General features: G+C 44.9%; 21 protein-coding genes. 8 read left to right on the top strand and 13 right to left on the bottom strand.

All coding sequences use genetic code 11. From position 1 onward, the window contains the following. The 3 genes from ACJMM9_RS14360 to ACJMM9_RS14370 all read left to right on the top strand — a co-directional run. Window positions 1-344, top strand: a 344-nt coding sequence (locus ACJMM9_RS14360) for an agmatine deiminase family protein (RefSeq protein WP_405328386.1), incomplete at its 5' end; no start/stop codon positions are given. A 157-nt stretch (window positions 345-501) separates the two neighbouring features. Beyond that, complete coding sequence (locus ACJMM9_RS14365; RefSeq protein ID WP_405328389.1) at window positions 502-1,746, top strand: hypothetical protein; 1,245 nt, start codon at window positions 502-504, stop codon at window positions 1,744-1,746. Between the two features lie 24 nt (window positions 1,747-1,770). Continuing rightward, window positions 1,771-3,060: a hypothetical protein gene (locus ACJMM9_RS14370; protein WP_405328392.1), complete on the top strand. Its 1,290-nt coding sequence runs from the start codon at window positions 1,771-1,773 to the stop codon at window positions 3,058-3,060. A 40-nt stretch (window positions 3,061-3,100) separates the two neighbouring features. Here the strand turns inward: ACJMM9_RS14370 and ACJMM9_RS14375 are convergent, their stop codons facing one another. After that, window positions 3,101-3,691 (bottom strand): viroplasmin family protein, encoded by a 591-nt coding sequence (locus ACJMM9_RS14375; protein ID WP_405328395.1) that lies wholly within the window; start codon window positions 3,689-3,691, stop codon window positions 3,101-3,103. A gap of 45 nt (window positions 3,692-3,736) precedes the next feature. Here ACJMM9_RS14375 and ACJMM9_RS14380 point away from each other — a divergent pair, with 45 nt between their 5' ends. Genes ACJMM9_RS14380 through ACJMM9_RS14390 form a run of 3 tightly spaced genes read left to right on the top strand, consistent with a single transcriptional unit; the run spans window position 3,737 to window position 7,235 of the window. Beyond that, a complete protein-coding gene (locus ACJMM9_RS14380) occupies window positions 3,737-4,303 on the top strand; it encodes a hypothetical protein (protein ID WP_405328398.1) in 567 nt (188 codons plus the stop codon). A 2-nt stretch (window positions 4,304-4,305) separates the two neighbouring features. Continuing rightward, entirely contained in the window at window positions 4,306-5,178 is an 873-nt protein-coding gene (locus ACJMM9_RS14385; RefSeq protein WP_072828682.1) for a PHP domain-containing protein, read from the top strand. After that, on the top strand, window positions 5,178-7,235 hold the full coding sequence (locus ACJMM9_RS14390) for a hypothetical protein (RefSeq protein WP_405328401.1): 2,058 nt from the start codon (window positions 5,178-5,180) through the stop codon (window positions 7,233-7,235). Before ACJMM9_RS14385 ends, ACJMM9_RS14390 begins: the two co-directional genes overlap by 1 nt. A 24-nt stretch (window positions 7,236-7,259) precedes the next feature. Here the strand turns inward: ACJMM9_RS14390 and ACJMM9_RS14395 are convergent, their stop codons facing one another. Both ACJMM9_RS14395 and ACJMM9_RS14400 read right to left on the bottom strand, forming a co-directional pair. Further along, a complete protein-coding gene (locus ACJMM9_RS14395) occupies window positions 7,260-8,261 on the bottom strand; it encodes a calcium/sodium antiporter (protein WP_405328404.1) in 1,002 nt (333 codons plus the stop codon). A 6-nt stretch (window positions 8,262-8,267) separates the two neighbouring features. Beyond that, window positions 8,268-9,275: a porin family protein gene (locus ACJMM9_RS14400; protein ID WP_173465600.1), complete on the bottom strand. Its 1,008-nt coding sequence runs from the start codon at window positions 9,273-9,275 to the stop codon at window positions 8,268-8,270. A 103-nt stretch (window positions 9,276-9,378) separates the two neighbouring features. On the opposite strand from ACJMM9_RS14400, the gene ACJMM9_RS14405 reads away from it, so the two are divergent. Further along, entirely contained in the window at window positions 9,379-10,944 is a 1,566-nt protein-coding gene (locus tag ACJMM9_RS14405; RefSeq protein WP_405328408.1) for a leucyl aminopeptidase family protein, read from the top strand. A 115-nt stretch (window positions 10,945-11,059) separates the two neighbouring features. On the opposite strand, the gene ACJMM9_RS14410 is transcribed toward ACJMM9_RS14405, so the two are convergent. Next, a complete protein-coding gene (locus ACJMM9_RS14410; RefSeq protein WP_405328411.1) occupies window positions 11,060-12,916 on the bottom strand; it encodes a S8 family serine peptidase in 1,857 nt (618 codons plus the stop codon). A 344-nt stretch (window positions 12,917-13,260) separates the two neighbouring features. Next, window positions 13,261-15,129, bottom strand: coding sequence for a S8 family serine peptidase (locus ACJMM9_RS14415; protein ID WP_405328414.1), 1,869 nt, complete (start codon window positions 15,127-15,129; stop codon window positions 13,261-13,263). Between the two features lie 364 nt (window positions 15,130-15,493). On the opposite strand from ACJMM9_RS14415, the gene guaA reads away from it, so the two are divergent. Beyond that, entirely contained in the window at window positions 15,494-17,329 is a 1,836-nt protein-coding gene (gene guaA, locus ACJMM9_RS14420; RefSeq protein WP_405328417.1) for a glutamine-hydrolyzing GMP synthase, read from the top strand. A gap of 147 nt (window positions 17,330-17,476) precedes the next feature. On the opposite strand, the gene ACJMM9_RS14425 is transcribed toward guaA, so the two are convergent. The 8 genes from ACJMM9_RS14425 to ACJMM9_RS14460 form a co-directional block, all read right to left on the bottom strand. Beyond that, entirely contained in the window at window positions 17,477-18,358 is an 882-nt protein-coding gene (locus ACJMM9_RS14425; RefSeq protein WP_405328420.1) for a hypothetical protein, read from the bottom strand. Window positions 18,359-18,375: 17 nt separating this feature from the next. Then, window positions 18,376-19,041 carry a hypothetical protein gene (locus ACJMM9_RS14430; RefSeq protein ID WP_405328423.1) on the bottom strand — a complete coding sequence of 222 codons (666 nt, stop codon included), beginning with the start codon at window positions 19,039-19,041 and terminating at the stop codon, window positions 18,376-18,378. Beyond that, window positions 19,041-19,370 carry a multidrug efflux SMR transporter gene (locus ACJMM9_RS14435; protein WP_088639805.1) on the bottom strand — a complete coding sequence of 110 codons (330 nt, stop codon included), beginning with the start codon at window positions 19,368-19,370 and terminating at the stop codon, window positions 19,041-19,043. The genes ACJMM9_RS14430 and ACJMM9_RS14435 overlap by 1 nt, the downstream gene beginning before the upstream one ends. A gap of 13 nt (window positions 19,371-19,383) precedes the next feature. Further along, window positions 19,384-20,661, bottom strand: a complete 1,278-nt coding sequence (locus tag ACJMM9_RS14440) for a hypothetical protein (protein WP_405328426.1) — start codon at window positions 20,659-20,661, stop codon at window positions 19,384-19,386. Between the two features lie 6 nt (window positions 20,662-20,667). Beyond that, window positions 20,668-22,020 (bottom strand): hypothetical protein, encoded by a 1,353-nt coding sequence (locus tag ACJMM9_RS14445; protein ID WP_405328429.1) that lies wholly within the window; start codon window positions 22,018-22,020, stop codon window positions 20,668-20,670. Continuing rightward, window positions 22,017-22,412 carry a hypothetical protein gene (locus tag ACJMM9_RS14450; RefSeq protein WP_173465606.1) on the bottom strand — a complete coding sequence of 132 codons (396 nt, stop codon included), beginning with the start codon at window positions 22,410-22,412 and terminating at the stop codon, window positions 22,017-22,019. Before ACJMM9_RS14450 ends, ACJMM9_RS14445 begins: the two co-directional genes overlap by 4 nt. 2 nt (window positions 22,413-22,414) lie before the next feature. Continuing rightward, window positions 22,415-23,269 (bottom strand): FISUMP domain-containing protein, encoded by an 855-nt coding sequence (locus tag ACJMM9_RS14455; RefSeq protein ID WP_405328431.1) that lies wholly within the window; start codon window positions 23,267-23,269, stop codon window positions 22,415-22,417. 224 nt (window positions 23,270-23,493) lie between these two features. After that, window positions 23,494-24,138 (bottom strand): His/Gly/Thr/Pro-type tRNA ligase C-terminal domain-containing protein (locus tag ACJMM9_RS14460; protein WP_405328434.1); only part of this gene is annotated, 645 nt, incomplete at its 5' end.

Consider the following 24,138-nt stretch of genomic DNA (forward strand, 5'->3'; position numbering starts at 1 on the left):
TGACGGACAACAAGCGCTCCCCCAACTACGCAATTTTGACCGAAGCCAAGCAATTCATCGAAAGCTGGCTCAAGGAACATTACGAAACCGCCAAGGTCGATACGCTCCCGCTCCCGCCGCAACGTGTGCTCGATGACGGACAAATTCTCCCGGCATCGTACATGAACTACATCTACGTGAACGGTGGACTCATCTTCCCGAAATACAAATGTCCAAACGATGCGAAAGCCAAGAAGTATTTCGAGAGCGTGTACCCAGATCGCAAGGTGATTGGCATTGATTGCCGCACCGTGATCGAAGAAGGCGGCAGCCTCCACTGCATGAGCAAGCACGAAAGCGAGTAGGAACGGATCCGTCAATTAAACACTAGAAGTGAAAAAAGTAGGCAGTCGACAGCCTACTTTTTTTGTTTTCACGACATGTTTTTGCTAGTTTATTTATATGCTCTTTTCTTTTGACGCACGAATATATTTTGCTCGCATGTTGCCTGTTATTCTCTTTATGTTTTGCTTAGGATTTGCAGAAACAGCTGAGAATGACGTTTGCGATTTTGACGATTCCCTCGCCGTCCTGTTAACCAGAAGCGTCCAATCTCATACCAGCCATAGCGAAGTTCTCGATTACATCCTGCAAAACAGTCTCTCCGTAAACCATGCGGAATGTAAGGATGAATACAAAGTCCAAGCCATTTCGGCAAAAGTGAAGGGCCTGTTCAACACAAGCAAAACAGCCAAGAATGTTAAAGTAGACGATATCGTCTACACAAAATACGAGCATTTTTCGGGCAAAGAAGAGGAGGGCAAAACTCTTTCTGACGAAGACAATGCGGCGTTCAACATCGTCTTGGATTACATCATCGCCAAATACGACAAGCATTTCGCAAACGTCAAGCGCAACATGCTCACGGTGGCCCTTAGTAGGAAAAATTCCGTTTACGGATTCGATTCCAAACTAGACGCGTTGCTCGACGAACTGCAAATATCCAGAATATCGATGATTGAAGGCATATCAAGTTCCGCGCTCCGGTGGCAATGCGAACGCTCGTGGGCCGGATTATGGATTCAAGATGATATTCCTTCTTTAAAAAAGTACAACGAGAACAACTATGAATGGCTACAAACAACTTCTCGGAATTTCATAAAACAATACCCGGAAAGTCCATACACGCCCGTTTTACAAGCCCTAATTAACGACACGTTAATGCAGTCTCTTGTAAACAACGAAGAAAAACTCGACATCCAGCTTTATGAAGAAGACAATAGGCATCTAGCATTCGGGCTTGGATTTTTAATCGGGAAACCGTTGTTGGGTGATGGTCTAGAAGCCGAAAAAGCAACATTTTCTGCCGGTATAGCACAAGGTCGATTGCAGATTATGCGTTTCGTAGCGCAAGTGCAATGCGACATGTATTTCAACAGTAAAGCGTCAGCCGTCGGGCTAAACGGGCTTTTTGGATACAACCTCGAATTTGGCGATTACGGATTGGATTTGCTAACAGGAATCGGCATACAACAGTTTTTGGAAGATAAAGATTCCACCGTTTACAAAGCCTATTCATTCGGTTTGCAGGGCTACAAGAGAATCTTTTTTACGGGATTAGGTGCAATCACTCCCCAGGTTCAATGGACTTTGAAAACATTCAAATACAAATCTCCCGAAACAGGCCGCAGGAGACGAGTCTATATCAACCAGTTCTATATAGGCGCAATCCTTGATATCGTTGTACCATTTTCTGAAATACATTAATAGAGAACTAAGAATATGCACCGATTGAGTTTCATTTTTCTCCTGATTCTATCGACTTGCAGCCTGATTTGCAATGCCGAAGAAATTGACGCCTGTGAATTTGACCAATACGTCCTTGGAATGTTCAATGAAATTGCTGTTTCGGACAATTCCTCAAGGCATCTGGAATTGCTGGATTTCATCGCCGAACATGGACACAAGACGAATGCAGAAATCTGTGCCAATAAAGGGCAACGCGAGAAACTGATCCGAATCGCCTATACTCTTTATGACGAAAAAAAAAGCGACAACGAATTTAAAAACGTTTATCCAAAATACGCTTTTTTCGCAGGTCAAGAAGAAGAAGGCCGAATCGCAACAAACGAAGACAATGCGATGTACAACCTGCTTTTGGACTACATGATCGCAAAATACGACAACCAGTATGCTTTTCAGAAAAAAGAAATGCTGAAAAAAAATCCAGACGGTTCAAAGATTCTCGCATCCAGTATCGCCCAGAAACTCTTTACTGCCGAAAGGCTCATGAATATTGCTACCAGTTTGGCCAAAAGTACGTCCGAACTGGCTTTGGACCTGTCTACATCTTGGGCGGAGCTATGGTTCCAGGACGAAAGCCCGCTAGGACACCACGAAAAATTTGATTACGACTACTCATGGATATTGAACACTCGCGACAAGTTCTTGCAAAAATACCCCAACAGCCGTTACAAGACTGCCATTATGGCAATCATGAACGACAACATTTCTAACCGATTTACTCAATACGACAGGGACGACAGCTACTTCAGTTTCGGCTTTGGATTTTCTTTAGGGAAATCCTTAAAAAGTTCCTCGTTAAAGAAAGTCAACGAATCCTTTACAGCGGGGTTTCCTGAAGGACGTTTGCAAATTCACAATTTCGTTATCCAATTCCAGAACGACCTTTTCGTTGCTAAAAAGGCGTCTCCCAGTTTTGACTTATTCTTGGGATACTCTTTTGATTTCTACAAATTCAGGGCCGATATCATGGGCGGCATTGGATTAACATCGTTCAGCTTTGATAATGATACGACAAACAACATGTCGTTCTTTGGAAGCGCTCAGATCGTCAAAAAGCTCCCTGTGGGCGATATACTCTATCTTTCTCCCAAATTTCAATGGATTGTAAAGGGAGTCCGTTTTGACGATCCGTTTTCCAATCGCAAACGCTGGGGTTTAATCAACCATTTTCTATTCGGACTAATTTTCGAAGCCCAAATGCCGTTGTCAAAGTTGAACACCAAGGACAGCGGCAAAAATCACGACCTTATCCGAAGAACAAGCATCCGAATATAGAAGAAAGCGCTACTAAAAAATCCTTCCTACTTCCTACCGCCTACCGTCTACTATTCTTCGCCTTCGCGATAGCTTCCTTCGCTAGTTTATCCACAAGTTCATTCCACTTGACGCCAGTATGGGCGGCGACCTTTTCGAACTGCACTCGGTTGAGATAAGGTTTTGCTGCCGCCACATACATCTTCGCGATATTGCTTTTGGCTTGCCATTCACCTTTTGCCCAGCGGGCAATGCCTTCATAGTCATGGCAAATGATGCCCTTCATGTCGTGCGCATCTAGCCATTTCATCGCCTGGAACGAGGCCATCACTTCCCCATCGATATTGCGGCTCTCGGCATCGAATGCCGTAATTCCCGAGCCACGGGCAAGTTCCTTGTCGTCTTCAGTTACAACAAACGCCCAGCCGGCAGGGCCAAATCCCGGCGAAAACGAACCATCGACAAAAACACGGATCCCATCGGGCGCAGGAGCCTCCATTCCGTCGAGCCAAGCCTCTGCTTCTTCGCGGGAACCGAAGGATTTGAACAAAACACCTTTAACCCCATGCGTGAGCTTAAGGCATTCATCCCACGTGGTTACAATTTTCTTTTCATTTTCGCTTTTTACGGCATAGAACTTCTGTTTAGGCATGGCGCAAATTTATATATTTTTGTCGGATTTAAATTAGGAGTTCAATTGTTTTCTTCACGGTACTTCGCCGATAGCAAGAAATATTTTGCCATGCGCTTACTTTGCAAGCCATTACTGTATCGATGGTTTGCGTATAAGGCGCGGAAAACAAGGAGTTCCAAGACTTTTTCATTCCCCAAATGCCTGCAAGACCATGAAAAGACAGTGTTCTTCATGCCCGAGGAGAAAGAAATCGCAAAGATCATCCTGAACGAACTTCCCGAAGAAAGCCTAAAAAAAATCCTGTTCATCGCACATGGCGATCTAGAGATTCTTTTTTCAAAGAAATCAGCTCAAGTATCTTACTACACAGACAAGGGATGCAGATACGGCGAAACGAATTTTGAAAAACTTGAATACCAAGTCAAAACATACGCCCCAGTCGCTTGCGTCTATCCAGGCCCTTACAAGCCACAATTTTTATACCTAGCCCTGATCAGCGGCGCTACTTGTCGAGTCGGTTTTGAATGCGTCAAGGAGTACCCATTCTTAAACGTGAGTCTCCACCAGCTTAAAACGATTTCACCAGCCAAGATGATCGCTCGCTATTTTATAAAGGGTAAAAAAGGCTAGCCATGCAAAAGATGTTTTCGACAATCATCACTGAAAATGGCGGCTATGCAGACTTGCACATGCACACCAAGCTCTCCGACGGGACTCTCTCCGTTGATGAGTTGCTCATGCTCTGCAAGCGCAAGGGACTTCGTTGCATATCCATCACGGACCACGACAATCTCGATAGCTACAAGCTCGCCGAAGAACCGGCCAAGGAAATCGGTCTCGAAATCATCCCGGGAATTGAAATTTCAGCCGTTTGGCAAGGCAAGGACATCCATATTCTCGGATACTTCTGTGACCCGACGAACCTCGCCTTGAACATGGAACTCGAAGATTTCGCAAAGCAGCGCATCGCCCGCGTCAAGGCGATCATCAAGAAGCTGAACGCGCTCGGCATCGGCATCACGTTCGAGAAAGTGCATTCATACTGCAAGGGTAAAATCATCGGTCGCCCGCATATCGCGATGTCGCTCGTCGATGAAGAATACATTTCGAACTTTTCCGAAGCGTTTACGAAATACCTTGGAGATGGCTGCATTGCTTTTGTAGAAAAGAAGGGGCTTAACCCGCAAGAAACAATTCGCTTGATTGAAAATGCAGGCGGCATTGCCGTCCTTGCGCACCCGTACAAGTCCGGCCTCAGCGACCAGTTCATCGAAAACATGGTGGAATGGGGCATACAGGGCATGGAAGTCTACAGCCCGGCACAAAAGGGCGCTGTTGGCCGCAAGTACAAGGAAATGGCGCAAAAGTTCGGGCTTGTGGGAACAGGCGGTTCCGACTTTCACACCGAAAGTGGAACCTACCCCCCTGGTTGCATGAAAATGCCATATACCGTTGTCCAGGCACTCCGAGAAAGGCGCGAAAAATCTCGTGCAGAATGGTTCTAATGAATCGTGGAATTCTTCTAATTGCAGTTTTGTCTACGCTTGTCTCAAGCGTTTTTGCTGACGTTATTCACGCCAAGCGCTATACGCTCCCGACACCGCAAGACTCCGTTTTTGAAACACCGAACTCTCCCGACCCTGCTCCGCGTGAAACCGACGCAGGACGTTGGATCATTCCGCTGCGGGAAGTCATGCAGCGCACATACGATGTCTCCGGTCAAAAATCCGAATGGGTGCTTGGCACGTCCATCCTCGGAAGTCCAGAACTTCCTGCCAAAGCTCTCGGCATCGGGAATCTCAGCAAGCGCTATCCGAGCAAGCTCGCAGGCATTTACACCACGCGTTTAAGCTTCGACGCATCCACACTCGCGCTCAATGGCGAAAATGGAATTCTCTTTGAAGAACGACACGGCATCCCGGTCGACACGCCCATTACAGACGTGAACTGGGAACGTGGAGCATTTGAAGGCAACGCTTTGCGCCTCGAATTTCGCCGTCTCATTACGGACTCCGTGACGCTAGACCTTGGTGTGGCAAGCCATTCCGACTTGCTCTCCAAGCCTTACGAATACCAACCCGTAACACATTCGCCATTCTTTGCCCTGGGTCGCGACTCCACAGAAATTCCATTTGGCGGTCGCAATATCGCAATGAACAGCATGCACTTCCAGCCAATTATCACATGGCGATTCGGCTACGGCAAGGCATTTTTTAAGATAAACTATTTAAGTATTGATAACGCGGACAACACCTCCCACAAAGTTCTGCTGGATACGCTCGACCCGACAGTTCGCGATTTCCAGACCGATCCGTATAAAATCAAAATCGAGACGCGCACGTATGGCGGTGGCGTCGAATTCTATCCTGCAAAAAACTTGACGCTTGGTACAGAACTACATTACGGCAATCACGAAATGGATTTACGTAATCTATCGAAAATACGGAAAGGCGTCGATACCGTTTTCAACGAATTAAAACGCCCTGTAGTGACTTATAGTTATTACGATACAACAAAGAGCCGTAACTACGAGACTGTTCTTGGCAATTTTGAAGCGCGCTACAACATGTTCCTGAATCCAAGACTCCGCTTTGAGTATGAATTTTTAAATACCGAAGAATCAGGCCACGATAAGGAAACGCATAAATACTATCAGGACAGGGAAATCGGATACGCCGAGGTCTCGGATACGCTTTTCGGGAAGGCTTTATTCCGCATACAGGCTGGAATGCAGCGCAACAGTTCTGTCCTGGATTCTGTCGAATTAGCGCCGGCTTTTTCTCTCGATGGTACGTACTTACTCCCCTATCACCTGATGGCAACGGCATCGTACCGCCACGACAACAAGTTTCCCGACGTCAACCAACTCAAGCTTGTTGAAACCGGCCGAGTCGCATTCCCTAACGAGAACCTCAAACGCGAAGTTCGCGACCGCGCGACAGCCAATCTCGTATGGCAAAAACGCGATGTCTTTTACGGACTTGGCCTGCGCTATGAACATGCCAACAACCTGATCAAGCCCAAATGGGCCGTAAATCGCGGCATTGATACGACATACACCTACGACGAACTGTACGATACGACTTACGCAAACGTGGTTGACTCCATTCCATCGGCTTTCCGCTATGAGAACCTGGACCACGCCCATACGCTTGACTGGATCATGCAAGTCGGTTTCCGTCTCGCCAACTGGAAATTTTACCTGGAACGCGGTCAAAAAATCACGCGAACAAAGCTGATCGATACCCCGTCGCTCTACTACAAGGGCAGCATCCACTGGCAAAACAGATTTGTCAAAGACAGGCTTGGCGTAAGCGTCCGTGTTGATTTTCAGTGGTTTAATGATCGCTACGACTGCACGATCAACAAGAATGGTGAACCTGAGCTATTCAAGCTAAAGCATTATCTTGCTATGGATTTCGAAGCCCGCATGCAGATTCTTACATTTGAACTCTACAACCGCATCGAGAATTTCAACCACAGCATTTACATGCCGGAATCAGGATACACCCCCGAAGGGCTGCGCTTTGCCTACGGCATCGTCTGGACGTTCGGGAATTAGGAATGCGGAATTCGGAGTTAGGAATTAAACCGACTGGATTCCGAGCAGTACGAGATACGCGACGTACAAGCTCAAGAAGAGCGCTCCACCGATTCTTCCAAAGCCACTTACCCGCTTACCATTCTTTTTCTTGACAGGAATGCAAATCAAGAAAAGCAAAAGCGTCAGTGCCGACATGATCGGCACATCACGGCTCATCACTGCTGGATCGGCAGCCTTGATCGGAGCAATGACAGAAGCAAGCCCAACAACAACAAGCGTGTTAAAAATATTGGAACCAATAATGTTACCAACTGCAAGGTCATTCTCGCCACGGCGAGCCGCCGCAATAGAACTTGCAAGTTCCGGAAGCGAAGTTCCGACGGCAACAATCGTAAGGCCAATCAGCAAGTCACTAACACCAAGCGCATGCGCCATATAAACAGCGCCCCACACCAGCATACGCGAACTTACAATCAAAAGAACAAGTCCCACAAGCAAGTACAAAACAGCCTTGCCAATCGACACGCCTTCAGCAGGAATTTCTTCAAATTCTGAAACTTCGGAAACGCCGCCAGACTTTCGACGCTTGCGCTTTGCCTTCAATTCACTTAAAATATTAAAGCCCATAATTGCCACAAAAGCAACGAGCAACACGGCTCCATCAATTAAGGAAACATTCCCGTCCACAAGCAACAGGACGGTCAACGCCGTCATGGCAATCAGAACGGGAATATCCCGCGACATAGCCTGCTTTTGGACGACAACCGGAGCGATAAGCGCCGTCACGCCAAGAATAAGCGCGATGTTTGCAATGTTTGAACCATAAGCGTTGCCCAAGGCTAGCTGCGGTGTATCGTTCATTGCAGACAAAATGGAAACAACCATTTCAGGAGCGGAAGTTCCAAATCCCACGATCACCATCCCGATAAGGAAGGTGCTCATACCAAAAAATCGGGCTACGCCGACAGCCCCATCTACAAAACGGTCTGCACTCCAGACCAGGAGAAAAAGGCCAACGACGATAGCCACAATTGATAGAATCATGTTATACTAGAAAGCGTAGAAAGTAGCACCGATGGAGAACGATTTATAGGACAGATTGTTGATTGCCCATTCGTTATAGTCATCATACTGATTGGTAAGGCCCCAATTGAATCGGGCATCGAAACCAACATAACGGTTCGCACGGATGCCAAAGCCAAGAACAATCGACCAGTCCACAATCTGACGGCAGTCATTATCCATCATGTCATCCTTGCGATTGATTTTGTTGTTCTTCGGATCTCTCGAATACTTAAACTTAAACTTGTCCGCAACAGCAAAAGAAGGCTGGACACCCACATCAAAGAACAGATTTGACGTAGCACTCTTCAAAGAAAGAAGCATCGGAACAGCAATGCGATACTGACTGAAGGAGAATCGATATTCGCCAAAAGTTTCCTTATATGTTTCATTGAATGAATTGCTCACCTTGTCGTGTTCGAAGAGGACGCCTGTTTTGAACGCCATGTTGTATTCGTCCAACGGGACAAGGGCAAAAGCGCCAACATTCCAAGCCAAGCCGGAATAACGGTCATAATCATAGCGGCCATTATCGCCCGAGAGGAATCCGGCTCCAATAAACGCCTGGACGCCAAACGTAAATTTCAACGGGTGACGCCCGCGAAGCTGGTCCATGTCAATTGTATCCGCGCTCGGAACTTCGGAAACGTAAACCGTCTTTACAAAGCCTCCGCTCGTTTCGACATCAGACGGAGAATAAACCGGCTGATAGACAAACTTCTTTGCTGTCTTCTGGGCAACAGGCTTTGCCGCATTTTCACCACGAACAGCAGTCGGTTCCGAAAAAAGATTTTCCGGAGCAAGTTCTTTTTCGACCTCCGCAAACTTATCTTGCGGAGCCGCTTGAGCAGCAGGAGCAACTTCTGCCACAGGAACATTCTGTTCAGGGGCCGCCACAGGAGCGGTAGGCACAGCCGTTTCTGCGGGAGCCACTTCCTGAGCCATCGCTGCAGAAACCGCAAGAGCTGTCAAAATTCCAGTGTACTTCAGATTCATATTAATCCTCCAATAGAAATCTTGTAATATTATAGTATTTTTGTATTCAAAAAACCAATACAAAATACAAGCGTCTCATCCATAAAATACTAGATTACGCTATATGAAAACAAATATTGTCTCTACTGCTACGGGCAAAGCCAATGCATACGCCCTATTTTTCGTCAAAAAATCCATCCAATTTTCCAACATCCTTTCGGAAGAAGCCGAAAAGCAAGTCGAATCCGTGTTAAACGGCATGAATGATGGCCCGTTTGAGGATTTAGAGTTCCTGGAAATTGACAACCAGCCCACAATCTTTGTGGATGCGGCCAAGGAACGAGGTCTTTCGTCACTGGACCACCTGCGTATGGCAGCATACCGCCTCGCCAAGAAAGCAAGCAAGCGCCAGATTCCGGTCGTTTCCATCATGCTTGCCGATGCCGCTCCAGAACAGTTCAAGAGCATTTTGCATGGACTCCACTACGCTGACTACAAGTTCGACGCCTACAAAAGCAAGCAGAAAGACGCCTTCCAGGTCACGTTCGAACTCGTTGCCGGCGAACATACCGCAGAATTCAAGAAGATTGCAGAAGTTGTCGCTATCGAAAACAAAGCGATCGTCCTCACCAAGAATTTGATCAACACGAGCGCATCCGACCTCACACCTGCTGAATTTGTCGAAAACGCAAACACGATTGCAAAGTTCACTCCGGGGCTTTCGATCAAGGTTCGCAACATGAAGCAGCTCGAAAAGGAAGGCTTCATGGGACATGTGACTGTCGGCAAGGGCAGCTCGCACGAACCGTACATGATTACGCTTAGCTATGACGGAAGCAAGAGCGCTCGTGGGGCTAAAGCTGCTGGTAAAAACGCAAATAAAAATGTGCGCACATCCGCAGACCATTTGGTCTTTGTCGGCAAGGGCCTCACGTTTGATACGGGCGGTCTCTGCCTCAAGCCGCCTAAATCCATGCCCGAGATGATTAGCGATATGAGCGGAGCCGCTACCGTACTTGCCGCGATCCAGGCTATCGCAACATTGGAACTCCCGATCAAGGTGAGTGCAGTCTGCTGCCTCGCCGAAAACGCCATCGGAAACAAATCCGTATTGCCGGGCGACATCTTTACCGCCAAGAACGGAAAGACGGTCATGGTCGATAACACCGATGCCGAAGGACGCCTAGTGCTCAGCGACGGTCTTGCCGAAGCAGGCCTCATCGGAGCCACGCACATCGTTGATTTGGCGACACTCACAGGTGCCATGGTACGCGCACTCGGCTACGCTGTTGCCGGATTCTTCTGCAATGACGACGCACTCGCCTTGAACGTCATCAACTGCGGCGAAGCCTGCTGCGAAAAGTTCTGGAGCATGCCGCTCGAAGAAGAATACGCCGACGCCCTGAAGGATCACTTTGCAGACCTCAAGAACACCGGAAGCGACGCGGGCGCCATTGCCGCCGCCCTCTTCTTGCAAGAGTTTGTTCCTGAAAACACCGCCTGGGCACACTGGGATATCGCAGGCACAGCATTTGTAAGCAAGAGCTGGAAGTACACCGATTTCGGCGCAACAGGCTTTGGAGTGCAGACGCTCATCGAGCTTGCAAGACGTATGTCTAGCGCAAGCGACGAAAGCGAAGACACAGCAAACGAAGATGCTGACGGAGAATACGCTACGGTCGAAGTGTAGACGTCAGGGATAGCCGCCAAAAGCGCAGTTTCAGCAAGCGTTATCGCTTTAAACGCAAAAACGGCCGAACAGAAATGTTCGGCCGTTTTTAATCTTTAAAATTGCACAAAAAGCATTACCATTTCATTATCGGTCGAATATCAAGACCTAAAACCATCTGGCCATAGTTTTCAGAACGAGGATCTTCTTCATCAAGAACAATACGAACCACAAATCTCTGGTTAGATTTGCCCGAAAAACCTTCTACGCCGGTATATTTATAAGGTGTATTTTTCCTTTCATCATTATCATATGTTGTTGAATTTTGAAGAGTGTAGTCGCTGCTTTGATTTCCTGCAGCACCATATGTCATTACTTCAAATCTCTGTGGCAATTTTCCAAGATTTGCAATATCATTTCCGCTATTCAACCATGCAATAGAAACATCAAATCCGTCAACATCCTGATAGCTAATTCCAGAACCATATACAAGATCACCAATACTAAAATAAAGCCTAATTTCTTTTTTTCCAGACAAATTAGAAATATCTCCATGCGGAGCCACAAGACTCGTATACGTTTTCATCAATGTATTTACATCACCAATAAAATAATATGAGTGATGTAAATTATATCTATCCGTTTGGTTAAACGAGAGCTTGTTATAATTAATCATACCAGAACTATTCGCATTTTGTATTACAGCTTTCACAACTTCCGGATGCCACTTGTAAAATTCGTTGTAGGACAGCATGTTTGAAATCATGCCCGCAGTGATACCAGCAGCAGCTTCTGTGCCGTCATAATACGGGTAATATTCATAAAGTTGATTACTTGACGAGACGTACCTTCTATAGTAATCGTTTGTATAGAAGTTTGAATAATTTTCTATTTCTGGTTTATGGTACGTTTCGTAACTACCGCTATACATTGGAAAATTTTTTGCTGAATAGCTAGCTGTTTTTTTTGTTATAGGATCAAGAGCGCCAACTGTAATGGCATTTACAGCAAAAGCTTTTGCAGAAAGATTTCCCGCAGTATTACCAGCTCCGACAATTTCAACAGTGCGATTATTGTAAATGTAATTGTCAAGATCTTTAGCTTTTGTAGAATAACTAGATTTAGCAGCACCGCCATACGCATGGAGACCCATATAGATCTGAGGTCCATTAGTGGTAGCTGCAGGATTTGAAGGCTGACCCTTAACTGCATAAACAGCAGAAAGATCCGAAAAATAATGCACTAGCCTATACATTCTAGAAGCACGCATTTCGTATCCAGGCATCGTATTAAAATCATCCATTGACGCGTTATCAGCAAGAATAAAGGGCGCATACGTGTCTACATTAGGATTTAATCTAACAGGAACAGCGTCTTCGTCTAAATATACGCCAACATTCGTTTTTGAAAAATAATTCCCACTTAAATAGCCCTCTACTTGATTAAGGGGGGAATATGTAATTTGCAAATTTTTATTAAAGCTAGCAGCAGCAGTGACGTATCCGTATGCATTATACGAAAATTCGCCTGCATCAAAACCGCTCAAATAGCTTCTTGTAGGGCCAGCGGTTACAAAACCATAATCAGGAGAAAAACGGGGTTTTTCGTGAGATATTATTTTGATATATTCGTTATTCACTTTTGTCTGATAACTAGACCAATCTAACGGCCCCGTTCTAAGAGCCAACGATTCACCACAGCCCGAAGTTTTTTTATAACAGTTCGTAAAATTATATCCATCGGGACTAAATTTTCCAGCAATGGCCTTTGCGCCACTCTTAATCCCTGAAGCTTGCTTAGCCAGCGCCTTGGTCTCCAACGAAGAACTAACTTTCTGAGCATCGTTCTTCTTAACTTTGGAATAGTCTACATTCTTGTAGACCATCGGGGAATTCATTTTACTACCTTTACGACCCAAAAGGTCATAATTTACGTTAGCAGCATTTGCAGCCACACAACTTGCGGCCAACAAAACCAAATATCTTTTTTTCATTTTAACTTCCTTTGTTAAGTATTAAAGGTAAAATAAAATATAATTAGTTTACTTTACATTTGTAATTTCGTACAAGTACATATCTAAAAATTTTTCTGACAAATATATTACAATTAAATTTATTCACACAAAAGATTGCAACAGCAAACAAAATCAAAATTTATCAACAGATTAATATTCATTTTGTAATATTTTTATATTTTATCTAAAAAAAACATAGACTACATAAGCAAAAAGTATTTTCAAGTGTTCAAACGTCATTCGATAAAATCGAAATCTATACGACAAAACGGCCGAACAGAAATGTTCGGCCGTTTATAGATAAAATTACAAAAGTATTTTAATTACTTAGCTCTGGAAAGGTTGAAGCCCAAAACGACCTCACCATGACGATTACCAGTAGCCTGATCCGAATGCAACACGATACGGAACTTCAAATATTGATAATATTCCGTTGTAAAATCAACTTTTTCAAAAGAGTTATACGAACTTAAAGAACGTCCCAATTCTTTATCCCAAGTATACATATTATCAGCATTATTACTTCCATAAACATACAAGTCAAAGTCCTGAGGAATCTGGCCGCCAAGATTTGCAATGTCATCACCATGATTCAACCAAGCAATAGCTGCTTTAAGATGGCTCCATGCAGGTCCCACAGTTGGTAAAATAAACCATATTTCATTTCTATCATTGTAAACACGAGATTTTAACTGTTCAATATTACCATTCCAAAAACGGGAATGAACATCATAATAAGCGTTTGTTCCATCATACTTAAACGACAAAGCTTTGTAAGAAGGAACCGTATTCGTCACAGCATCACCAGAATTACTTATCAAACGGCCCTCTGTTGAAAGAAGCAAAGCCTTCACAACTTCAGGATGCCAACGATAAAATTGATTCGACGCCAACAAATTGGACACCATGCCAGCCGTATACGCTGCAGCATACTCAGTCCCATCATAATACGGATAATAATAATATTTAGCATCAGGATTCGTATTGGAATAATAAGCTCTGCCTAGATCACTTGTAACAAAATGAGAAAAATTATAAATTTCAGGCTTCTCAGTACCTCTATCATGAGTCACATTTGACGAATAATTCGCAATTTCAATAGAACCCTGATTAGGATTAAAAGACCCATTATTCGGATTAAAGCCCGCACTAGGATTAAATCTAACAGCACCTACAGTAATTGCGTTGGCAGCATGAGCCTTTTGATTCAAATACCCCGTATTTGAATTATCTAAACCATAGTTACCAGCCGGAACAAATTCAATCGTTCGATTATCATAAATAAAGTTATCCAATTCTCGTGCAGGAGTATCATAAGTTCTTGTTTTACGGAAGTTATTGTTACGTACTCCTATATATACCTGAGGTGTTTGGCCTGCAGGATTAATCGGCTGTGTAGATCCGACAAAAACAACAGAATGATTTTTTTCAACTCCATCGGATACATATGCAGATGCTTTTCTTATAAGACTATATGTTCTGGAATCTCTCGTTTCATATTCAGGGCTATAGTTATCAAATTGATCACCGTAACTATAACGGACATAATCAACTGTTTCTGGATTATAATCGAGTCTTCGTGGGATTGCATTTGCGCCCATATATACGCCAACATCATCACCACCAAATGCAATTTGAGCTACTCCAGCATCTGAAAGATCATTTCTCAAACCATTAAAATCTACAAAATAATCTGTATTTACATCTCTGCTTGTTAAATAAAAATGAAAACTATGATTTTCCGAATTATACCAAGCACCAGAACTAGTATATGAAGGACGTACAGTAAGTGACGTTTCAACGTTTATAAAGACTTCATTTGAGGCTTCTACATAACCGTATTTATCGTAAAAACACGGCATATATTCAACATTCGGACAAGCATTCAGATTGCCTTTAGAGTTAAAGCTACGCAAATAATAAGGTCTATGATAATAACTATATCTAGAATCAAAAAAACCTTCAATAGCAGAAACTCCATCCGCCATCCCGGTCTTCGCCAAGGCTTTATTTCCCAAAGAAGAACCTACTTTCTGGGCTTCGTTCTTCTTGACTTTAGAATAGTCTACATTCTTGTAGACCATCGGGGAATTCATTTTACTGCCTTTACGGCCTAAAAGGTCGTAATTTACGTTAGCAGCATTTGCAGCCACACATCCTGCAGCCAACAATGCTAAATATTCTTTTTTCATTTTAACATCCTTTGTTAAGATTAAATGCAAAATAAAATATAATTAGTTTACTTCATATTTAAAGTTATAAATAAAATTTATACAAAAATATTTCTGTTATTTATATTACAAATACATTTATCAACACAAAATATTATAACAAACTATAGATTAAAATTATTATTAACAGATTAACATTTATTTTGTAGTAATTTAATTTTTCTTAAAAAGAATATATTATACGCAAAAAGTATTTTTAGTATTCAAACGTCATTATTTTTGTCACAGCAATCAAATTCCCAATTTTCGTCATTTTAGGTCAAAAAAGCGCTATAACAGGCATCCAAAGTCCTAAAAGCACCTGTTTTTTCTATCTTTGGGATGTATGAAAAACGTTGATACTATTGCCGTTTTGGACTTTGGTGGGCAGTACGCTCACTTGATTGCCAACCGTGTACGCCGTCTTGGCGTGTTTACCGAAATCCACTCCCCCACCGCCCCGGTTTCTGAACTCGAAGGCGTGAAGGGCATCATTTACAGTGGTGGTCCATCCAGCGTTTATGCTGCAGACGCACCGGAATACAATCCTGAAATTTTGAACCTCCCGGTGCCGAAGCTCGGCATCTGCTACGGTCACCAGCTAATCGCCCAACAGTTGGGCGGTCACGTGGAACCGGGCAAGGTCAAAGAATACGGCATTGCAGACCTTATCGTGGGCGACGAAAAGTGCCCGCTCTTGAAGGGTCTCCCGAAGGCATCTCCGATGTGGATGAGCCACGGCGACCAGGTCACCAAGCTCCCCGAAGGCTACAAGATTGTGGCCAGCACCAAGGACTGCGAAATCGCCGCCGTCGCCTTCGACAGCGACAAACCCGAACGCCAAATTTTCGGCATCCAGTTCCACCCCGAAGTCACGCACAGCAAGTTCGGCATGAAGTTGCTCGAAAACTTCGTCGACTTTACGGGTGCCAAGAAGACTTGGAACATGAAGAGCTACTTGCCGCTCATCACGCAGCGCATCAAGGACCAGGTCAAGGACCGCAAGGTGTTCTTGCTCGTGTCTGGCGGTGTGGACTCCACCGTTGCATTCGTGCTTTTGAACCGCGTACTCGGACCGGAAAAGGTTCTCGGCTTGCATGTGGACAACGGCATGATGCGCCTCGGCGAATCCCAGAAGATTATGGACTTCCTCACGAAGGAAGGTATGAACAACCTCAAGATCCGCGACGCTAGCGAACACTTCCTTGCAAAGCTGAAGGGCGTAACCGCTCCAGAAACCAAGCGCGGCATCATCGGTAAGGAATTCTTGACGGTCAAGGACGAGGAAATGGCTAAGCTCAACCTCGATCCGAACGAATGGATGATGGCTCAAGGCACCATCTACCCCGACACCATTGAAAGCGGCGGCACCAAGAACGCCGACAAGATTAAGACGCACCACAACCGCGTGCAAGAAGTTCTGGACCTCATGGAAAAGGGCCTTGTGCTCGAACCGCTCGCTGACTTGTACAAGGACGAAGTCCGTGCCCTCGGCGAAGAACTCGGCATTCCGCACAACCTCGTGTGGCGTCACCCGTTCCCGGGCCCGGGCCTCGGTGTTCGTTTGCTCTGCAGCGAAGGCAAACTCACGAACGATATGGTGAAGTTCAAAGACGTGAAGGACACCGCTGGTCAGTCCCTCGCCGACTACCTCAAGGCAAACAACATTGCTGGTCGTATGCTCCCAATCAAGAGCGTTGGTGTGCAGGGCGATGGCCGTACTTACGCACAGCCGTTCCTCATCACGACTCCGGGCTTAAGCTGGAAGGATTGCGAAAAGTTCTCTACCGAACTTGCCAACCGCTTCAAGGCTATCAACCGCGTGATTTACCAGATCGGTAGCGTCGCTGACGAAGATCCGAAACTTGTCGAACAGTTTGCCACCCGCGAAAACTTCGATACGCTCCGCAAGTTCGACAACATCTGCACCGAATTCTTGCAGGCAAACGACTTGTACGAAAAGATTTGGCAGATGCCGGTCGTGCTCGTTCCGCTCCGCACGGCTAACAAGCCTTGCATCGTGATGCGCCCAGTGAACTCCACCGAAGCCATGACGGCAAACTTCGCCGAAATCGACCAGGGAATGCTCGCCGGTCTCTGGCGCAAGTTCGAAGCCGAAGGCGCAGGCAGCCTGTGGTACGACGTGACGCACAAGCCGCCCGGAACCATTGAGTGGGAATAAGTGTAGCGCAGTCGCAATGGGAGTAAGTGTCGCTGTCACCCTGGAGTCCTGTCAAGGGCGATAGGGTCCATGGATTCTATCGCGCTTCGCGCTCCAGAATGACATTGAAGAAAATCCGAATGAGACCAACTCATTCGGATTTTTCTTTTACTTTTTTCGCTTTATCCTAAAGAGCGTTTCTATTTGCAAGGAGTCTTCGACGCCGTACATATCAGAGTAGTGCGCCATCCACTTGACCGTCGTATCCTTTTGCGGGAATTTAGTCGTATCTCCATGAGCATGGATTTTGGACTTATACCCCACCAAATCTCGCGGATACTTGACATAGTATACGCCGTTGCACTCCAAAACGGAAACTATCGTATTACCATCTGAAGACACAATCGATGTATCAATCGATGGAGTTCCATCTTTACCATCAAAGGTAATCATTTTCCCAGAAGAACGCGAAACATAAGCCCAATTGGGTAAGCCCTTACCTTCAATCCGATAATAATCAAGGAAAGTCCTGGAATCTCCAATTAACCGTTCATCCGAATAACTAGCCGTTTCAACCACAACAGTATCAAAGGAGTCTATCAACTTCTGAGGATCGAACGGGGGAATTTCATAGTATGGCGGAATGTAATTCGTCTGTCGATGCTTCCCGTAATTGATATACGTTGTATCGCCAACTTTAACTTCTACTTTTTTATGTTCAATAGACTTTTCATTGACAACACTCTTGCCCGACTTTGCAATAGCATCAACAACTTTGTGGCAGCTGTATTTTTTTCTCACGGTACATTCAAAATACCCATTCCAGATATCGCAAGAAATATGGTCTGTCGTTTCCGTTATGGTATCTAGCTTGTCTTTACCCGAATAATACACAAAGCTATAAGCCTTTGCATTGACATAAGTCGTATCGCAAACAACGCCTTCGGGGCAAAGTTTTGGAGCGCGAACAGAATCAGACTTTTCGCCACATGCAAAGAATAAGCAAGAGAGTCCAGCCAATGTGGCAAGTTTCAGCGGTAATTTAATCATCCTAGCCTTAGTAAATTTTATTCACAATCCAGGCAGGTCCATTCAACGACACCGTCGCCATTGCCGTCAAAGCGTTCGCGAGTGTACTTTTCGATGTCGATGAGAAATCCGATTTCACCAGCATTCTCGGTGCAGCATCCATCGCAATCGCTGTCGGAGCACATATCGTAAACGACGGCATCAATCGTGGAGCCGTTCATACGGAGTCTAAAGGTCTTAAGCTTATACTTTTTCCAGTCCTTTTCGTGAACGGCAATGATGTTGTGCTGGCTCACCCACTCTTCGGTCATTTGACCTTCAACGCCAGCAAAATAGCCGGCCCAAGTGCAGCCGTTATACTCGATGCATTCTTCGCTACCCGGTTCCGGCCAGGAGGTGTACCATGTGAGATTCGCCTGATGCCATACCGTGTCAGCGCTCGGCGCACTTGACGAAGATTGTGCCGCACTATCCGTGCTGCTACTAGAAGGCGATACCGCCCCGGAACTAGTCCGGGGTGACAAAGAGTCCGGTATGACAATGCTGGACGAAGACGATTCTGCGACAACAGAACCGGACGAAGACTCCGCAACAGTCACGCTAGACGAGGATTCCGCGACATTCCACACAATGGGAGCATTTTCATCGCTACAAGCAACGATTGAAAAGACTCCCGCAATCGCGAAAAGAGCTATACGATTCATCAGTGCACATCCATTTTAGAGAACAGGTTCAACACAACGACACCCGACACAATCAGGATCAAGCCAATATAAGCTCCAATATCTGGCACCTGCTTAAACGCTACAATTCCGATTACAGTAATAAAAGCAACCCCGAGTGCAGACCATATCGCATAAGCCACAGCAATCGGGATCGCTTTTAAACACACGCTCAAGAAATATAGCGCAGCGATATAGCAAATGAGCGAAGCTACCGTCGGGACAAGGCGCGTGAACTGTTCCGAGAATTTCAGAAGCGTCGTTCCTGCAGTTTCACAGACTATCGCAAGCAAGAGCATCAAGTAATACATAAATTAAATCCATTTACCACAAGTTAAATCCAAGTGAAAGGCCAAATTCCTGGTGAACAGCTCCATATTTAGGAGAATATTCGCCACCATTGCTTACCGTGCTGCTTTCGGCCGTACCAAACATAATCTTGTACTTAAAGCGCAAAATCCATGCCGTTGAGATAGCCCCTATACGCGAGGGATTCGTAGCAAAGAATCGGAAATCTACATTCGATCCAACAATCCACTGCGGTCCAATAGAATATTCGCCAAATTTCGCATTTTCCATTGAAGGCATGTAAGTTGCGCCGACACCCACAAACGGTTCCACGCGCAAATAATGAGAATCGTAAGCCGTAAAGCCAACGGTTACACCATACGTCTCATCAACGGTATCATTGTCATCATCATCATAAAAACGATCCAGCTTGCTGTTGGTCTCTTTATATCTAACAATCATGCCAAATTGCAAGAACGCCGAAAGCGAAATCCGTTTGACCCGGAATTCAATTTCAGCCTGGAATGGTGTGCCCATTTCCGTTTCAGTTGCATCAGAAATTTCACCACACAAAAATCCAAGCCAAGAACCCAGATATATTCCAAATCCGCTAGTATAGTACTTGTGCGCAATAGGATCTCTGCGGAACTCTCTCTGTTTATCCATGTAGTTCTGGACAAAAGGAACGACCTGATCTTTCAAATACTGAGCATGAACAGTATGCGAATATTTGCGGATATAGCTCTTTGCATGATTCAGGAAGTCTTCTGCGGCCATCGTATCGGCGATAACCCTATATGCAAACCCGCTACCGTCATTGAACCTGTAAGTACGCAAGCCAACAATGAGTTCTGCGTAAATAAGCGTTGTAAAAAGCTCCTTGTTTTCCTCTTTGGCATTGGAGTTTTGAACAACATTCACCATAGAATCGACAACAGTCTTGTTGAACGGACTGAACGCACGATAAAGATAGAGATGAAGAGGGTCGTCTTCAGGATTGACGCGAACTTTCTGCTTTGGATGATAAGAGGTATCAAGCACAATGCGGCGTGTATTGGCGTAAATTTCAATACCATCATCGTATTCGCCCATTTCCATAAGCGCGAGATACTCTTCAAAATCCCATAAGGGCGCTCCCTCGTCAAGATTCGCCTTAAGGTATTCTATAGCCTGCCTTGACCGTTCGTAATCCTGCTGTTCAAGCGATGTCTTTAACGCATCACGAGCACGGGAGAAGAGTTCTTTTTTAGATGGATTTGCAAACGCTCCACCAAAAGCAAGCAACAGTGAAATTGCAACTAGAATTTTTTTCATAATGATTTACCAGAAATAAACGCCTAAGCCAATGGCAAAAAATGCATCCAAGCCAGAGCCTCGCACAAGAGGTTCTCCATCACTCAAATCGAGATAGGACAGCCCGACCTTGCCAACGATCGAGAACGACACCAGTTTTGAATTTGAAAGGAACAGGTACGCCGTGCCAAACTTAAAATCGACATTTGCCCCAATCGTAATCGCAGAACCCATATCCCAATGTTCAAACGATTCATTAGGGGAAAGACCGTAGTCGCTATCTTTGGGGAAATAATACGGATTTACAACTGTGCCATTAAACATGCTGCCCGCAAAACCTAAATACGGGCGAACTTTCAGATACCGGCTATCATAAGCGACAAAGCCAAAAGAAAAACCAAAGTTTATAAGACCTTCATGACCCGAATTGATCATTTCAAAAGAAACGGAAACACGACGAATCTGTAGGTAAAGTTCAAAATTAATCGGATAGCTTTCGGGTTTTACAAGATCCTCACGATAGTAGTTTCCAAAGCCAAATCCCAATCCAGGACTTAAATAAAGATTTAAGCCAAAGCCGCCCGTGTATAATTTATTTTCAATGACAGATTCCTTTTTCTCTGCACGATCCGTATAATACAAATCGCTCACGTCCATTCTATTCAGGGGATCAAGAATACTCTTTTTCACCCATGAAGCATCAGGATGGTCTGGGAAATTATCAACAAATTCTTTCGCGTAATTTCTGACAGAAGCATTGTCAGAGTCATCCTTATATGCAAAATGAAGATTCATCAAAAGCTTCAATTCGCTTTTTTCAGCTTCGCTCAAATCAGACCTGTTTACATTGGATTCAATGTCCTGATAATCATGGTTTGATATCTTGTGCTTTTCAAGATAATCTTTTGTATAAACCATGAGGCCATCATTTTCAGCACGTTGGGCATTTACGGTTTTATCGAATTCATATGCAGACTTATAATGATGGACAAGCATTTTAAGCAAAGCCCGGTACATTTTAAGATCTTTGTAAAAACATAATTTTTCGGTATCGTGCAAAGGTATTATCGAATGAGTTTGCATACCTTCGAGTTGCGCGACCTTCAAGGAAACCGTAGCAGTATCCTTATTCCTGATTGCATCAAGCAAGTCTTCACGGGCCCTATAAACAGGCTCCATTTCAGAACTACTTTGCCCCATGAGGGATTGTTCAAAATCATTAGAAGACGACGCTTCTACTTTAGACGAGTCAATACTTGCATCAGATTTATTTTCACCCATCAACGAGCGTTCAAAATCACTCATTCCAAAGGATTTGTCGCTTGTGGCATATGCAGATACAGAAAGAACAAGAGATGCAGCCAAAATCAATTTTTTCATTTTGCACCCCATTCTTCGACATTAAAGTAATCCACCAATGCAACTTTGCAAATTCTTGACATTGTCATCATACCATTCGAATAAATAAAATTAATAGTCTTTACATTTTTAATGTAAACCATATTAGCTCCCAGCGAGCGCGCTTTTTCAACCAGCAGCTCAGCGGTATTTTCAACAGAACAATCTGCAGAAGGTTCTGTTTGCATAGTTCCCAAATAGGTGCTATTTTCAGGAACAACAGGGATTTCAGTGGCATCGACAATGCGAACCAAATCTTCTTTAGAAAGCGGTTTCGGATTTACCGGGTTTCCAACAAGAGTGTGCGGAGTGGAGCTGCATGCCGAGAAAACAAGCAAGGCAGCAATAGCAAATAAACTTTCAACAAATTTCATAATTAGTCCTTTAGGCAGCGAATGGCGTAACCATCGGAGATATGTTCTCTTTGTATTCTGACTTGAGGATCATCTTGATTGAACAACACGGCATAAGCATTTGAAGAACTGGTAAATGTCGATGTCCAAAACGGAGCAAAAGTATCCGCTAACGAATACCGGTCCCTAGAATAAGAGGCGTCAGAATCGTAGTAGCCCGACGGATAAATGGAAAAACTATAGGAGTCTTTCGATATACCGTCATTTGCCTGAAGCGCAAGACCCGCATTTTCATAGCCGCCAACTTTTTTAATCAAAATGTCCCAATCATCTTTAGAGGGTACGTGGAAGCCATTCGGACAAAGATCATCTGGAGACAAGTCCGCATTCATTACATTTCTCCAAGTATACAAGCAGCCTCTGCTCCCAGACGTCATAAAGCAAATACCGTTGTAATCTTCATAACTAGAATACCCGTATTCCAAGTTCTCGGCAAACCATTCCTGATTTCCGATTTTCACTGTACGATATGTAATCCCATCACGGTGATCTACAACAGAGCCTTTCTCCACTAGGATATCAGATCCCTTTTCGGCTACCGGAGTATACTTAGGAACAGCATCAGTCTCCTCCTTGGAGGCATCCCTAAGGTATATCCACATTTTATCGGAGCAAACGAAAAGCTTATCTGAACTAAACGCCCGTACGGCAAAAACAATCCCTTCCGTTTTTTCATCACAATCAGGCAAATCACCCCTATAATCGCATTTATAAGAGGGAATACGGCTCGTAGAGTATGGAGGAGGATTGACGCCACTATCAGTATGGCATCCAATCAACACAGAACAAACGATAGGAATAAAATGTTGTACTTTCATAATTTTATCTTATATCAATTTTAATAAAATATAGCATATCCCCCAAAACATCCAACACTCGCTTATTCTATATATACAAAAAAAGAACCCGCAAACGGATTCTTTTTAGACGAGAGACGAGAGACGAAAGACGAGGGATAAATCAATTATACAATGCGCGAAGCGCCATTATAATTCTTTCGTCTCTAGTCTGTAGGTCCACAGGACCGTTCTTTCGTCTAACCTTAGCAGCCGAGCTTTTCGAAGAGGTAAGCTTCGAGCTTGTCGATAGCGACGAGTTCCTGCTTCATGGAGTCGCGTTCGCGAACAGTCACGTAGCCGAGCTTTGCCGGATCGGATTCGCCCTCGCCAACAGTGTCGAAGTCGACGGTCACGCAGAACGGCGTGCCGAGTTCGTCCTGACGGCGGTAGCGCTTACCGATGGACTGAGTTTCGTCGTATTCGACGTTCCAGCGGTTGAGGAGCTTCTGGTAAAGTTCTTCGGCCTTTTCCTTGACCTTGCCCTTCTTCACGAGCGGGAGAACGGCGACCTTGACCGGAGCTACCTTCGGGTCGAAGTGGAGCACGGTACGTTCGTCGTTTTCGAGCTTTTCGACTTCGTAAGCGTTGCAGAGAAGCACGAGGAGCAGACGTTCCACACCGAGAGACGGTTCGACAACGTACGGGATGTAGCGCTTGTTCTGGACCGGGTCGATGTATTCCTGCTTGACCTTGGATTCGTTCTGGTGCTGCGTGAGGTCGTAGTTCGTACGAGAAGCGATACCCCAGAGTTCGCCCCAACCGAACGGGAATTCGTATTCGACGTCGGTGGTGCCGTTGGAGTAGTGAGAAAGTTCTTCCTTGGCATGTTCGCGGAGGCGGAGCTTTTC

The organism is Fibrobacter sp. (assembly GCF_045112255.1).
Taxonomy (GTDB): domain Bacteria; phylum Fibrobacterota; class Fibrobacteria; order Fibrobacterales; family Fibrobacteraceae; genus Fibrobacter.

Excerpts from the sequence above, each read along its gene's own strand:
- ACJMM9_RS14405 (WP_405328408.1), top strand. The coding sequence starts at position 9,379 with ATGAAAACAAATATTGTCTCTACTGCTACGGGCAAAGCCAATGCATAC.
- ACJMM9_RS14425 (WP_405328420.1), bottom strand. The coding sequence starts at position 18,358 with ATGATTAAATTACCGCTGAAACTTGCCACATTGGCTGGACTCTCTTGC.
- ACJMM9_RS14390 (WP_405328401.1), top strand. The coding sequence starts at position 5,178 with ATGAATCGTGGAATTCTTCTAATTGCAGTTTTGTCTACGCTTGTCTCA.
- guaA (WP_405328417.1), top strand. The coding sequence starts at position 15,494 with ATGAAAAACGTTGATACTATTGCCGTTTTGGACTTTGGTGGGCAGTAC.
- ACJMM9_RS14365 (WP_405328389.1), top strand. The coding sequence starts at position 502 with ATGTTTTGCTTAGGATTTGCAGAAACAGCTGAGAATGACGTTTGCGAT.
- ACJMM9_RS14445 (WP_405328429.1), bottom strand. The coding sequence starts at position 22,020 with ATGAAAAAATTGATTTTGGCTGCATCTCTTGTTCTTTCTGTATCTGCA.
- ACJMM9_RS14400 (WP_173465600.1), bottom strand. The coding sequence starts at position 9,275 with ATGAATCTGAAGTACACTGGAATTTTGACAGCTCTTGCGGTTTCTGCA.
- ACJMM9_RS14375 (WP_405328395.1), bottom strand. The coding sequence starts at position 3,691 with ATGCCTAAACAGAAGTTCTATGCCGTAAAAAGCGAAAATGAAAAGAAA.
- ACJMM9_RS14385 (WP_072828682.1), top strand. The coding sequence starts at position 4,306 with ATGCAAAAGATGTTTTCGACAATCATCACTGAAAATGGCGGCTATGCA.
- ACJMM9_RS14430 (WP_405328423.1), bottom strand. The coding sequence starts at position 19,041 with ATGAATCGTATAGCTCTTTTCGCGATTGCGGGAGTCTTTTCAATCGTT.
- ACJMM9_RS14395 (WP_405328404.1), bottom strand. The coding sequence starts at position 8,261 with ATGATTCTATCAATTGTGGCTATCGTCGTTGGCCTTTTTCTCCTGGTC.
- ACJMM9_RS14415 (WP_405328414.1), bottom strand. The coding sequence starts at position 15,129 with ATGAAAAAAGAATATTTAGCATTGTTGGCTGCAGGATGTGTGGCTGCA.
- ACJMM9_RS14455 (WP_405328431.1), bottom strand. The coding sequence starts at position 23,269 with ATGAAAGTACAACATTTTATTCCTATCGTTTGTTCTGTGTTGATTGGA.
- ACJMM9_RS14410 (WP_405328411.1), bottom strand. The coding sequence starts at position 12,916 with ATGAAAAAAAGATATTTGGTTTTGTTGGCCGCAAGTTGTGTGGCTGCA.
- ACJMM9_RS14450 (WP_173465606.1), bottom strand. The coding sequence starts at position 22,412 with ATGAAATTTGTTGAAAGTTTATTTGCTATTGCTGCCTTGCTTGTTTTC.
- ACJMM9_RS14440 (WP_405328426.1), bottom strand. The coding sequence starts at position 20,661 with ATGAAAAAAATTCTAGTTGCAATTTCACTGTTGCTTGCTTTTGGTGGA.
- ACJMM9_RS14435 (WP_088639805.1), bottom strand. The coding sequence starts at position 19,370 with ATGTATTACTTGATGCTCTTGCTTGCGATAGTCTGTGAAACTGCAGGA.